The 13,070-nt window shown below is 52.8% G+C and carries 13 protein-coding genes; 6 read left to right on the top strand and 7 right to left on the bottom strand.

The features are described from left to right. Nucleotides 1-2 precede the first annotated feature (2 nt). From A1332_RS09995 to A1332_RS09980, 4 genes are all read right to left on the bottom strand, one after another. Nucleotides 3-731, bottom strand: coding sequence for an SDR family NAD(P)-dependent oxidoreductase (locus tag A1332_RS09995; protein ID WP_064008347.1), 729 nt, complete (start codon nucleotides 729-731; stop codon nucleotides 3-5). Continuing rightward, the gene (locus tag A1332_RS09990) at nucleotides 722-1,393 is read right to left on the bottom strand and encodes an HAD family hydrolase (protein WP_064008346.1); all 672 of its coding nucleotides are present in this window, start codon (nucleotides 1,391-1,393) and stop codon (nucleotides 722-724) included. The genes A1332_RS09995 and A1332_RS09990 overlap by 10 nt, the downstream gene beginning before the upstream one ends. Nucleotides 1,394-1,399: 6 nt before the next feature. Further along, nucleotides 1,400-2,107 carry a bifunctional 2-polyprenyl-6-hydroxyphenol methylase/3-demethylubiquinol 3-O-methyltransferase UbiG gene (gene ubiG / locus A1332_RS09985; protein WP_082879629.1) on the bottom strand — a complete coding sequence of 236 codons (708 nt, stop codon included), beginning with the start codon at nucleotides 2,105-2,107 and terminating at the stop codon, nucleotides 1,400-1,402. Nucleotides 2,108-2,249: 142 nt separating this feature from the next. Next, nucleotides 2,250-3,572 (bottom strand): TRZ/ATZ family hydrolase, encoded by a 1,323-nt coding sequence (locus A1332_RS09980; protein ID WP_064008408.1) that lies wholly within the window; start codon nucleotides 3,570-3,572, stop codon nucleotides 2,250-2,252. 217 nt (nucleotides 3,573-3,789) lie between these two features. Between A1332_RS09980 and mtnA the strand changes: the two genes are divergently transcribed. Next, nucleotides 3,790-4,827 (top strand): S-methyl-5-thioribose-1-phosphate isomerase, encoded by a 1,038-nt coding sequence (mtnA, locus tag A1332_RS09975; RefSeq protein ID WP_064008407.1) that lies wholly within the window; start codon nucleotides 3,790-3,792, stop codon nucleotides 4,825-4,827. Continuing rightward, a complete protein-coding gene (gene cysZ / locus A1332_RS09970; RefSeq protein WP_064008344.1) occupies nucleotides 4,821-5,564 on the top strand; it encodes a sulfate transporter CysZ in 744 nt (247 codons plus the stop codon). The genes mtnA and cysZ overlap by 7 nt, the downstream gene beginning before the upstream one ends. Nucleotides 5,565-5,619: 55 nt before the next feature. Here cysZ and A1332_RS09965 read toward each other — a convergent pair whose 3' ends face one another. After that, complete coding sequence (locus A1332_RS09965) at nucleotides 5,620-8,016, bottom strand: TonB-dependent receptor plug domain-containing protein (protein WP_231890260.1); 2,397 nt, start codon at nucleotides 8,014-8,016, stop codon at nucleotides 5,620-5,622. Nucleotides 8,017-8,435: 419 nt separating this feature from the next. Here A1332_RS09965 and A1332_RS09960 point away from each other — a divergent pair, with 419 nt between their 5' ends. Then, on the top strand, nucleotides 8,436-8,642 hold the full coding sequence (locus A1332_RS09960; protein WP_064008342.1) for a DUF1289 domain-containing protein: 207 nt from the start codon (nucleotides 8,436-8,438) through the stop codon (nucleotides 8,640-8,642). A gap of 104 nt (nucleotides 8,643-8,746) precedes the next feature. On the opposite strand, the gene A1332_RS09955 is transcribed toward A1332_RS09960, so the two are convergent. Together A1332_RS09955 and A1332_RS09950 are read right to left on the bottom strand one after the other, a co-directional pair. Beyond that, nucleotides 8,747-9,307, bottom strand: a complete 561-nt coding sequence (locus tag A1332_RS09955; RefSeq protein WP_064008341.1) for a PEP-CTERM sorting domain-containing protein — start codon at nucleotides 9,305-9,307, stop codon at nucleotides 8,747-8,749. A gap of 12 nt (nucleotides 9,308-9,319) precedes the next feature. Continuing rightward, nucleotides 9,320-9,778 carry a hypothetical protein gene (locus tag A1332_RS09950; RefSeq protein WP_064008340.1) on the bottom strand — a complete coding sequence of 153 codons (459 nt, stop codon included), beginning with the start codon at nucleotides 9,776-9,778 and terminating at the stop codon, nucleotides 9,320-9,322. Nucleotides 9,779-10,099: 321 nt separating this feature from the next. Here A1332_RS09950 and A1332_RS09945 point away from each other — a divergent pair, with 321 nt between their 5' ends. The 3 genes from A1332_RS09945 (at nucleotide 10,100) to A1332_RS24755 (ending at nucleotide 13,060) form a co-directional block, all read left to right on the top strand. Beyond that, nucleotides 10,100-11,062, top strand: coding sequence for a helix-turn-helix transcriptional regulator (locus A1332_RS09945; protein ID WP_064008339.1), 963 nt, complete (start codon nucleotides 10,100-10,102; stop codon nucleotides 11,060-11,062). Between the two features lie 297 nt (nucleotides 11,063-11,359). Then, the gene (locus A1332_RS09940; protein ID WP_231890259.1) at nucleotides 11,360-12,781 is read left to right on the top strand and encodes an Nramp family divalent metal transporter; all 1,422 of its coding nucleotides are present in this window, start codon (nucleotides 11,360-11,362) and stop codon (nucleotides 12,779-12,781) included. A 156-nt stretch (nucleotides 12,782-12,937) separates the two neighbouring features. Then, on the top strand, nucleotides 12,938-13,060 hold the full coding sequence (locus A1332_RS24755) for a DUF433 domain-containing protein (RefSeq protein WP_231890258.1): 123 nt from the start codon (nucleotides 12,938-12,940) through the stop codon (nucleotides 13,058-13,060). Nucleotides 13,061-13,070: the final 10 nt, after the last annotated feature.

Raw genomic sequence — 13,070 nt, 5'->3', positions numbered from 1 at the left:
TCTTAAGGTTTAAAAGTTTGGGCGTCAATAATTTGACCGGTCTTGCCGATACTGGCATCGCTAAATAGGTAAACATAGAGCGGGTTCAGGCTGTTCATGCTGGGCAACGCGGCCTTATCTTCAGCAGGATAGGCTCGCTTCCGCAACGGCGAATCCACCGGCCCCGGCACCAGAGTATTAACACGGATTTTTTGTCCTGCTTCCAGTTCGGCGGCCAGAATGCCGGCGAAACCTTCCAGGGCGATTTTCGCTACGCCGTAAGCGCCGGAATAGGCCTGGACTTTGCGCGCCGACGAATCGGATATAAATACGATGGAAGCATGCTCACTGCGTTGCAGCAAGGGCAACAACACCCGGCATAACAGGAAAGGTGCGCTGAGATTGACGTTTAACGCATGCCCCCAATCCTTAGTCTTGTAGTTGGCGATAGGACTGTAGGCGCTAAATTCCACCGCCGCATGCAATACGCCATGCAAAGCACCGTAGCGTTGCGCTATGGCCTCGGCCATTTCTTCATATTGCGCTTCGCTGGCACCGGCCAGATCGAAAGGATACATCACCGGCTCGGGACCGCCGGCAGCGACAATGGCATCGTAGACTTTTTCCAGCTTGGGAATACTTTTATCCAGCAGAATGATTTGCGCGCCCTGCCCGGCTAAAGCCAGCGCCGCCGTACCGCCCAGACCACCACCGGCACCGGTGATGAGTAAAACCTTATTGCTTAATGACATAAATTAGCGTGTATCCATTCCATCAATTGTGGCGGTTGTTCGATTAAGGCGTCTGCACCCCAGGTGTGGGGTTGGTCGTCGCTTTGCAAATAGCCGTACAAGGCCGCCAGGGTTTTCATATTGGCACGTTTGCCGGCAGTGATGTCGTGTATTGCGTCACCGATATACACGCAGTTTTCCGGCGATACGCCGGCTTGGCGACAGGCGGCCAGCATCGGTTCCGGATGCGGTTTGCTGTTGGGTGTGGTATCGCCGCTGATAATGCAGGCCGCCCGTTCGCTAAGTTGCATCGCATCCATCAAGGGCACGGTAAAACGGGATTTTTTATTGGTGACTACACCCCACTTCAAACCGAGTTGCTCTATGGCGGCCAAGCTATCGGCGATACCCTGAAAGAAGCGGCTGTGTTCGGCGATATTCTGTTCGTAGGTGTCCAGCATAAACGCCAGCATCTGTTGCGCCAGACTGTCGTCTACGCTCACACAATGCTTGATCATCGGCAAGGCGCCGTGGGAAATGAAGGGCCGCACCGTCTCGGCAGGCGCTTCGGAAAAGCCGTGGGCAAGCAACGTCTTGTTCAAACAGGCAATCAGATCCGGCGCGGTATCGACCAGGGTCCCGTCGAGATCGAACAATACGCAATCCAGTTTAAATCCGCTCATGCTGCCTTACTCGGGGCGCTGAAACGCTGCTATATAGTTGACGCCGATATCTTTACCCAAATTAAAGCGCTTGTTAAATGGGCTATATTCAATACCGACCATCCCTTGCAGTTGAAGCCCCGCGCTTCTGGCCATTTGCCCGAGCTCGGATGGCTTGATAAACGTTTTATAGTCGTGAGTGCCTTTGGGGACCATTTTTAGCACGTGCTCGGCAGCGACGATTGCCAGCAGCCAGGCTTTCGGCACCCGATTCAAGGTGGAAAAAAATACCATGCCGCCGGGCTTAACCAGCGTCGCACACGCGGCGATGATGGATGCGGGATCGGGTACGTGCTCAAGCATTTCCATGCACGTGACATGGTCGAAACCGGCCGGCTGTTCCTCGGCGAGCTGTTCGGCGCTGATCTTCCGGTAGCTGGCATTCACCCCGGTTTCCAAGCCATGCAAATCGGCAATATCCAGCAAGTCTTCGCTTAAATCCACACCCAAGGCATCCGCGCCGGCTTTCGCCAAGCCTTCGGTAAGAATCCCACCGCCACAGCCGACATCCACTACCCGCTTGCCTTGCAAATCAGCGTATTGCTGGATGAACTGCAAGCGCAGGGGATTCACGTCATGCAAAGTTTTAAACTCGCCGTTCGGATCCCACCAGCGCTCGGCCTGCGAACCGAACTTATGAATTTCGTGGGGATGTACGTTTTCTGTCGCTGTCATAATGCCAACCTGTTCATAGGGCTATAGTTTACTTTATTACTAGGTTATTCGTCATTCGCCAACTTTCAACCCCGAACTAATCATCACTGTGACTGGTGCGATGATCGGTATCGAGGCTGCAAATTCGGCGGCATAGACGCCACTAGCTATTGGGATGCTCCTGCAAACGCTCTTGCCAAAGCTTGATTTTTTGTCTGAGGGCCGGCACATCGAAAGACGTCAACTCGCGTTTGCGCAGCAATTGCTTACCGTTTACCCACACATCGGTGACTTGGTGCCGACCGGCGGCATAGACGATCTGCGCCAGCGGATTGAACAAGGGTTGAGTTTCCAGTTCGCCTAGATCTATTGCCACCACGTCCGCGGCTTTACCGATAACCAGCGAACCGATTTCAGCATCCAGACCTAAAGCCTTGGCGCCGTTAATGGTCGCCATTTGCAATGCCGTCGTCGCCGACACCGCACTGGCATCGCCGGCAACGCCCTTCCCCAGCAAGGCCGCTGTACGCATTTCCGAGAGCATATCCAGATCGTTATTGCTGGCGGCGCCGTCGGTGCCCAAGGCCACATTGATACCGGCCGCCAGACATTCAGCCACCGGACAAAATCCGCTGGCCAGCTTCAAATTGGATTCCGGACAGTGCACGATGTGGCCGCCGGTCTCCGCGTAAAACCGGATGTCTTCACTAGACAATTGCGTCATGTGTACCGCGATAAATGACGGTGTCAGTAAACCCAACTCGTGCAAACGCTGTAGCGGGGTTTGGCCGTTTTTACTTTTTTGCTCATCGACTTCGTGAGCGGTTTCGTGCAAATGCATATGCACGGTCAGATTCATCTCATCGGCATAGGTAATCACGTTACGTAACGGCCCGTCCGACACCGTATACGGCGCGTGCGGCGCAAACGAGGTGCTGATCAATGTTTCATGCCGGAGTTGCTCATGCAGCGCCAAGCCCTTGGTCAGATACGCGTCCGCGTTTTCCGCCCAAACGGTCGGAAAATCAAATACGATCAAACCGATATTGGCGCGCATGCCGTGTTGTAAGGCTTGTTGGGCGACGATTTCCGGAAAAAAATACATATCGTTAAAGCAGGTGGTGCCGCAGCGCAGCATTTCGGCAATCGCCAAGTCGGTGCCATCCCTGACAAACGCCTCGCTGACCCATTTTTGCTCGGCCGGCCAGATATGGTTTTGCAGCCAGTCCATCAGATGCAGGTCGTCGGCAATGCCGCGCAGCAAGGACATCGCCGCATGCGTATGACAGTTAATCAATCCCGGAATCAGCGCGTGCCGCTCCAGCACTTCGACATGCCGCGCTTGGTACTTTGCAATTGCCTGCTCGGTCGGTAACAAATCGACAATTCTGCCGTCGTCTATCGCAAGACTGGCGTGCTCATGGATTGCGGACACCGGCTCAACCGGAATGATCCAGCGGGCTTGAATGAGAAGATCGACTTGCATCTGCGCTCCTGGCATGCAAATCGGCGATTATACCGCGTTAGCCGCCAAGCTCGAGTACACAGTAAAACCACGCGCCGGACTGAAACACTCGACAACGCCGACAACAATCTATAAAACACTTAAAATAGCTGCTGAACGCGCAGGCCCGGCTCTTGGCGAGCAAGCGGCTGCGGGGCAAACCACCAAAAAGTACTTTATCGAATTAACCGGAATCATCATGAGCCCAAGCCAAAAACTTTCCGTACAAGCTTTGCAATGGAGCGGACACAGCTTAAAAGTGCTGGACCAACGCGTCTTGCCGGGAACCATAGCCTACGACGAATACAGCGATGCAGCCGGCGTCACCGAAGCCATCGCCTCGATGCGGGTGCGCGGCGCCCCAGCCATCGGCATCGCCGCCGCCTACGGTGTCGTGCTATCAGCTATGCGGCACTATCCAAATGCCGATTGGCAATCGGCGGTAGCACAAGATATTCAGCAACTGGCCGCATCCCGGCCGACCGCAGTAAACCTGTTCTGGGCGCTTGATAAAATGCGCGCTCTTTTAGCGCAAAATCTGCCGGAACCCATCGCGGCGCTGACTCAATTAGCCGAGCAAATTCACGCCGAAGACATCGCCGCCAACCACGCCATGGGCGAACGCGGCGCCGATGTGATCGGCAATGCTAAGGCGGTGCTAACCCATTGCAATGCCGGCGCCTTAGCCACTGGCGGCTACGGCACCGCGCTGGGCGTGATTCGCAGCTTACACAAGCGCGGTCAATTGCAAAACGTCTATGCCGATGAAACCCGGCCCTGGCTGCAAGGCGCGCGCTTGACGGTGTGGGAGTTAGCGCAGGACGGCATCCCAGCCACGCTGATTGCCGATTCGGCGGCGGCTTGGCTGATGAAATCGGGCAAGCTAGACTGGATCATCGTGGGCGCCGACCGGATCGCCGCCAACGGCGACGTCGCCAATAAGATCGGCACGTATTCGCTGGCGGTGTTGGCCAAACAACATGGCGTAAGAATGATGGTGGCAGCGCCCTCTTCCACTTTCGATTTCAGTATGGAAACTGGTGACAGTATTGAAATCGAAGAACGCAATCCCAAAGAACTGTTGGCGGACTGTTATTTGAACGAAGGCTCGCTGGTGAACGCGTGGAACCCGGTGTTCGACGTCACCCCGGCCGCCTTAATTAGCGCCATCGTTACCGAACGCGGCGTGGTTATCGATCCCGGTCTACACGGGGTAAGGAGCTTGGCAGCATGTTAAATTTACCGCGCGGCAACAACCCTATATTTGCGCTTGGCTGTTTGTGGGAAGGGGTCAAAATGCTCACCCATCCCGAATTGCGCAAATATCTATTAATTCCCTTGTTCATCAATATGGTGTTGTACACCGGCGCTTTTGTGCTGGGCTACCATTCGGTATCGGCTTTGATTCATTCCTTTATCCCGGACTGGTTATCCTGGCTGAAATGGATTTTATGGCCGCTGTTTTTTGTAAGCTTTTTGATAATTGGCTTTTTTACCTTTACCCTGTTCGCCAATCTGATCGCCGCGCCGTATTACAGCCAGTTGGCCGCCAAGACGCTGCAATTGATTAGCGGCGGCAGCGTGGTCAAAGCCGATCTGCCTTGGGATAAGGTGTTTTTCGGGGAATTGCGCCGGGTCGGCTATTTGTTACTGCGGGTATTGCCTTTACTGCTGCTGTTTTTGATTCCGGTGGTCAATCTAATCGCACCGTTGCTATGGGCGGTGTTTGCGGCGTGGGGTATCGCAATGGAGTTTTTGGCTTATCCTCTGGAAGAACGCGGAATGCCGTTTCCTGAGCAGAAACAATTCATGAAACAGACACGCTGGGGGGTGATAAGCTTCGGTGGCTTGACCGGTTTGGGTCTGACTTTGCCTATCGTCAACTTGTTGATGGGTCAGGCAGCGGTGATCGGTGCGACGATCTATGTCTACCGTTTAGCGGAAGCACAATCTTCCAACCCGCAATCGGCCTAATCCCCAGACACAAAAACCCCGGCCTAAACCGGGGTATTTGATGGGTTGTGTGTATTTAGAACTTGATGGTCAAGCCCACGAACGCCGAACGTCCCATCCCGGCGATGTTTCTGCCCCAGGGCACCGTAACGTTGGCTGGCGCAGTTGGATTCATACCATAACGATCGCCCAAATACGCGCCCGCCAAGGGATGGTAATACTGCTTATCCAGCACGTTATCCAGGCCCACATCAAAACGCACTTTGCCCCATTCATAGCCGGTTCTGGCATTTAACAGAATATACGACGCCGTCTCGGTTTCGTTGCGAATGGCCTGCACATCGTCTTTGCCATCGACAAACTGCATTTCTATCGCGCTTTGCCAGTCATGCAGACGGTGGTCCAGGCTCAGTTTCATGTTGAAAGGCATCATGTGATACAGATTGCCGCCGTCCATGCGCTCGCCGCGCACGTAACTCATGGTGGTATGCGTCGCAAATTCGCCGACGGTTTGGTCTTTATAAATCCGCGCTCGACCGGACACATCCATACCCCACAGCCTGGCATCGTGATTGGCGTATTGCAAATAGACGAAGCTGTTAGTAGCGGTTTGCGGCGTGGCTTTGCAACCGCTGGCCGCTGCATTCGAGGCACTGACGCAGCGGTCGGCATCGATAAAGTTATTCACGTAGGTGAAATATGGCGTGACGTTGAACTCCCACAGATTGTTTTTCGGCTCGTGGAATGCGCCGGTCAAGCTGACGGTATGCGCGGTTTCCTCGGTCAAATCCATATTGCCGACGTAGCCGTTGCCATCGCCGTGCCAGCCTATCATCGCCATATCCATATTGCGCGCGCCCCAGACATAGCGCTCGTATAAATTGGGCGCCCGGTTTTTCCGCGCGTAACCCAATTCGTATTGGCTCATGTCGTTTGGCGTAAATTGCACCAATGCTGTCACGTCAAAGGTGTCGTTGCTGCGCTCACGGTCGCGGGCGTTGAAAGCATTAGCCGCATTGAGCGCCGTAATCGCCCCAGCTCTATCCACCGTACGTGTCGGACCGGTGTTGATTAAATCGGGGTTATAGGGTTGGACAGCGCCAGTATTGGCCGTGGTGTGGTCGTAACGTAGACCTAACAAACTGCGCCACTTCGCATCCCAATTGGCTTCCCACTCGCCAAAAAATCCCACCCGGTCGCGTTCGCCGTTGTTGATGTTCAGATAGGCTTCCGGCGCCATCATCCAGTAAGCACTGCGGGCATCGGTATTGTTGGCGGCGATGCTGGTATTGGTGTGTACCGCCGGCCAGTAGTCGTTGATTTTGTTGCTGTGATATTCGTTACCGACGCGGAAAGTGTCGCGTTTGTTGAACGGAATTTCCGCTTGGATTTTATAACCCAGGTTGCGGCCACGGGTTTCCATCGGCATTTGATCGTTGGGCGGCGCAAATGTACCGCCGCTAGCCGTGCCATCGAGATACTGACTGTGCTTGTCCTCGCCGATATCCATGCTGTGCTGCGTGCTTTCGAAATAGAACTTGCTCTCCAGCGAACCCCAATCGAAACTGCCTTTGTGCATGATATTGCCGAAGATGCTGTCGTTATTGGTCAAGTCCATCCGTTGATTCGGAAAGCCCTGGAACGGTATATGCTGCTGACCGCCGCGGATCACGACCAAGTGCTTGTCGGTTTTGAAGGATAAGGCCGCCGAATGGTTTTGATTTTCGTAAGCGGTGGATTTGACGATCTGGCCGTTGCCGTCATTGTAGTTCATGCTTTCGGTGTGCGAACCGGTATAGTCCAGCCGCACGTTTTGTGTGGCCACGCCGGCGGCGATGCTGCCGCCAAACGCGTCGCCATTGCTGCGGTAAAACGACGACACGCTGCCGTCCAGCAAAATATCCTTGCCCGGCTCGGCAAACACCGGATCGGGCGTTTGCACCGAAATCGTACCGCCGATACTGTCGCCGCCCAAGCTGACCGGCGTCACGCCAGTTAATATGGTGATCTTGCCGATATTGCTGCGGTCGATATACGACAGTGGCGGATTCATGTGGTTGGCGCAAGCCGAGGTCAGCGTCATGCCATTGATGTCGATTTTCACCCGGTCGTCGTTCAAGCCGTGGATCACCGGCAAACTGGAGACGCCGCCGGCACCGTATAAACTCACCCCCGGCGTGTCTTCCAATAATTTGGCGGTATCGCTAACCGCCGCGCGTTTGCTGGTAACAATATCCGCTTCCATGTCTGAAGCGTTTAGGGCCTTAACCCCCGGAAACTTGTCGGTGACGATGATTTTTTCCAAAACCACATCGCCGCTCACATTTTCCGGGATCTCTTCATCGGCGTTAACCACCGTCGTAAACCCGAAAAGCACGCCAGTGCCCAGCAAGCAAAGCAATCCAAGTTCTGCTTTTGCTGAAGGGTGGGCATGCCGGACCTTTTGCTGATTGTCTGCGCAGATTTTTTTCATAATTCGCCTTTCGAAAGTCAAAAATAACGTCAATTTGCTATTGCTCCGAGCAACGATGATTAAGACCTTTCCGCCCTTGAAACCGTCAAAAAAGCTGGAACTCTCTGAAGTGATGAAACCATTTTAAGATCGGCTCCGGACGAAGGCCTCAGCGGGTCAACTAGCTATAGCAAATTAAAGCGAACTATATTGTAATATTAGAATTATTTAATTCAAGTTATTGAACTATGTTATTTAACTGAATAATTGATGAATTTCAATCTGTTACCTTGTAATGACGATAATTATCAAAACAGCGTCAGCAGCAATTTGCCAAACATCAGAATCGAAAGACCCGATGTCGGCGTTAAGTTTTGCGGTAACTCGCTGCCGCAACTTACAATAATCATCATTTAGCAATTAACCTTCGAGAACACTCTATGAAATATCAACCTTGTATCGACCAATGCACATCCGAAGGCACTCACTGCGAAGGTTGCGGCAGATCGCACCAGGAAATTACCGACACCAAAAAATTGGTGACATCGGTCGTGGAGTTTATCCGAGAGCACGACTACGAAAACCCTGAGGACTTTGTGGCGAAAATCAGCAAAAGCGTACTGAAAAAGCTGCAAAAACCCGCCTGACAGTTGCGAATTAATCGCGACCCACTTCGGCAAGAGCCGGTCAATAACTAAAAAAAACGCCCTTAACGGGCGTTTTTGCTATCCAGGCTTATCGCAACTTACAATCAAGCTTTACGCTTCTTCATACCGACAAACCCCGCCAGCACCGATCCAAACAACCAGAGCGCGCCAGGTACCGGCACGGCGGCCGGCGTGACCGACACCAATTCGTAACTATAAGAGGTCGCATTGGCGGCTTTATCGAATACCGCGCCGCCGAAACCGCCAAAGCCCATGCCACTGTAGTAATCAAAACCAGTGATGCCGAAGTAGTTGGTGGCGATCAGTTCCTGCTGAGCGCCGTGAATCTCGTCGCCAAGATGAGGGCTGCCCAGGTTGTAGACCATCGCCGACAAATCGGCCAGGTTATGAGTAAACGCTGCGACGATAGAGTTACCCGAGAACGATAAAGAAAATGCCGATATTTCATTGAAATTCATACCGAAATTGGCGCTTCCCACGTTAATCTGCCCTGAGTTATTGGCATCATTAACGGTAAAACTACCGGAAATAGTCGCCCCGTCGTCGAAACCGGTTTGCACAAAATTGTAAACCGCCGCGTTAGCGCCGGGTGCCAATAGCGCGGCAGCGACTGCCAAGGCCAGCTTTAAAGATTTAGTTGTCATGATAAGCAAACCTTATTGCGCGGGCGTGGAGGGAAGGAACGGCGAGAAACGGGTACCGGCGGAAGTGCCCAGCAAGCCGAAATTATTGGTCCATTGCCCGATGAACGATTGTTTGTCCGGGGTAAATTGCAAATCAAAGAATGATTGCACGGTGACGTTAGGTGCCGGCGAGAAATCTAATTGCGCAACGGCCGAGCAATCGGTGTTCATGGTTGCGGTGCCGCTGACCGGGCCGGCGAAACCCGGCGTGATCACCCCGCTTTGCGAGGTAGTGAATGCGCAAGAACCGCCAACTACGCCGTTCAGAACCGTAATTTCGCAGCGTCCGGTATGCAGATTAGCCAGTGCCACGCTGTTTTGATATAGCACATAGCTGCCGTTCAAATTAGCGGCGCTACAACCTGGCGCGGCTTGAACCTGGCTAGACAGTCCCAGCGTGGCAGCGAGCAATAGAAATTTAACGTTTTTCATCGTGTCCTCTTGAAGATCTTGTTAGTTATTTTGTGATTGGTGAATACCCCCTAACCATTCCTGCAGAATCCGATTCCGCGCCAGCTAAGATTTAAATAGGGAAGCAACCCAAAAAACAACAATCAATCCTTATGCCACAGATTTAATAAATCATATAAAACAACACGATATGAAGACCTATCCGTTCAATTGGTCTGGTAAAGCAGGCCATTTCAAACTGATTTATGCTAAAAGTTAGTGTTATGTCACAAATTATTGTAAAAGTAAGTCGTATGCCCAACCGAGGTGGGCAAACCCTCCAGGCCAAGGAATCTTCAGGACATGACCGACACAAAAAAGGCGGGATACAAAAGGCTGAACAGTGACGAACTATCTTTGCAGCACGTTCCGCAGCAACATTGCTGGCATCAATCCTTACCCGCTCAGCTCGGCGAGGGTAGATCGCTGATTTTCCAGCTCGATCCCTCCCTAACTTACATAGAAACGACCTATCAACCGCTGCACGATCTGGCGATAGCCAGCAAAATCGATTTCGGCGAACCGCGCCTGGTAGTAACTCTGGGGATAAGCGGTCACACCCGTTTCATCGACAGCGAGCGGCATGAGCTGAATTTCAGCGAAGGTAATACCACGATTACCAGTTTCGACAGCAGTAGCGGCGAACGCCAGTACCAAGCGAATAACCCCATAAAGCAATTGCGTTTTTCAATTGGGAAGCGCTGGATGGACCGCTATTTGGGCGAAAATGAATCGGCGTGTTTCTTCCGGAAAAATGCCTTGCAACTTTTAAGCTGCCGGCCAAGCCATAATCAAAGCGTGACCGCTGCCCGGCAATTGCTCGTATGCGACCTAAGCGCCCCTTTAGCACCGCTAACATTAAACGGCCATGTCATGACCATACTGGCTAACGAACTTAACGGACTCTGCCGACCTGAAAAATACGCCTATTCCAGATTCGATCAAGCCAGCAGGCACATGGCGGATCAGGCCCGCGAGATTCTCGTACTGCATTACCAAGATCCGCCATCGCTGGAAAACCTGGCAAAAACCCTGGGCATCACCCCATTCAAGTTAAAAAATCTGTTCCAACATTATTTTAATAACACCCCATACGGCGTCGTGACCGAGATCAGAATGCAGCATGCTTATCGCGCACTGGCGTCAACTCTGCAACCTATCAGCCTAGTAGCGGAGCTGGTAGGTTACAGACATGCCAGCAACTTCAGCCTGGCTTTTAGTAAATATTTCGGCGTCTCACCCAAACAAATTTCCAAGAAACGTTGAAAAAACACTGCCATCCCAATTCGAGAGCCCACCTGTAACCATCAGTGCATCGTTAAGCGGATTCCTGATTATAAAGCTGCTTCAGCAACAACGTCATTCCGGCATGGATTGCCGGAATCCAGAGTACATGGATGTGTTCGACGCTTGCCATCCTTGGCTCCTGGATCTCGGCAATCCATGCCGAGATGACGATTCTTGATATGGCTTAAGCACCTTTATAATCAGGAGCGGATTTGCCAAAACCGGGCAAATTTGCGCAAATGACGGCTTTTTCAACAGCGGCTTGCTTTTTTTAATATGAACAACACCGACTTGCACTCCCTCCCCCGTCACAATGTCCCCGCTTTCCCCGGCTGGTGGGCCGCATTGGGGCCAGGCGTGGTGTGGATGGCATTGGCGCAAGGTAGCGGCGAGTTGATATGGTGGCCGTACATGATTGCCAAATACGGTCTGACGTTTCTGTGGCTGTTGGTGCCGGCCTGTTTGCTGCAATATCCGTTAAACCTGGAAATCGGCCGCTACACGATGTTGACCGGCGAAAGCATCTTCCACGGTTTCATCCGCCTGCATCGGGGTTTTGGCATATTTCTTTGGCTGCTGATGACGGTCTCGTTCTTGTGGTTTGGTGCCTTTGCCTCGGCCGGAGGTACGGCAATGGCTGAGCTGACCCACTGGCCTACCGGCTGGACCCAGCGCGGGCAAAGCCTGTTTTGGGGCTATGCCTCGATTGCCGTGTTCGTCACCGCTATTCTGGCCAGCGGCGTGGTTTACACGCTGATAGAACGCTTCATGAAACTGGTCGCGGTCGTCACGGTGGTGGGGCTTTTATCCGCTTGTATGCAAAGCGATGTGCTTAAGGCTCTGCCGGCATTTAGCCTGGGCCTGCTCGGCCCGGTTGGCGAGATGCCCCGCCCGTGGGACAGCGGCGATGCCAGCAAACTATTAACCGCGATTACATTTGCCGGGCTGGGCGGCTTTTGGATTTTGTTTTATTCCTACTGGTTGCGCGACAAAGGTGCCGGTATGGCCGGACTGGTGGGCCGCATTACTGGCTTGGGCGGCTCCGAGGAGGCCGTTCTGAGTGATGGTTTTCTGCCGGCTGACGAACCGGAAAGCGCCAAGAACTGGTTAACTTGGCGACGTTTTTTAAGCGCGGATATTTTGGTCGGCATTATCGGCAACCTGCTGACCACCTTGATGACCTGTTTGCTGGCTTATGCCTTGTTGTTTCCCAAGGGCTTATTGCCGCAGGAATACGAATTGGCGGTGGTGCAAAGCCAGTTTTTTGCCGTGAGTTGGGGGGAGATAGGCCGTCTATTGTTTTTAGTGGTCGCGGCGGCTTTCTTAACGGACACCTGGCTGGCGACCGCAGACGCGGTGAGCCGCATCCAGGCCGACATCGTGTTGACCTTGTTCCCGAAAAGCCGCCGCTTGCCGGCTCGGCGCTGGTATTACATCTTTCTGGGTTTGTTGACCGTCATCACTTCGCTGACCATGCAACTCGACGCTCCCGGCCCGCTGATCCTGACCAGCGCCATTATCGGCTTTGTCGGCACTATCATGTTTCCGGTGGCTTTGTATTTGATCAACCACAAAATGCTGCCGCCGCATCTGCCGGCATGGGCCAGACCTAAGGGTAAGCCCTGGCTGTTGGGGTTGAGTTTTGTGGTGTATTTACTGCTGGCAGTGTTGTATTTAAAGGCCAGCTTTAAACTTTGATGGCAATTCGGTTAGGGTCTAACATCCGTAGCAGCTTCACAACAGCTCTAAACCACTAGAGTAAATTCGTGAGAAGCACAAAGGGAATTTGCTAAAATGAAAACTATTGATAGTTTGGTGACATTTGCACCATCCGAACTTACTAGGAATCAGCGTATGGATTTAGTCAATAGAATTACGTTCAATCCGTTACAGTGCGGCGGTAAACCGTGTATCCGGGGTATGCGCATCCGCGTCAGCGATATTTTGCAGATGTTAGGCGAGGGTGTGGAGTTATAACTAAATCTGG

This window comes from Methylomonas methanica, assembly GCF_001644035.1.
Taxonomy (GTDB): Bacteria; Pseudomonadota; Gammaproteobacteria; order Methylococcales; family Methylomonadaceae; genus Methylomonas; species Methylomonas methanica_A.
The sequence above is the reverse complement of the archived record's forward strand: the minus strand, read 5'-3'. Positions and strand labels throughout refer to the sequence as shown.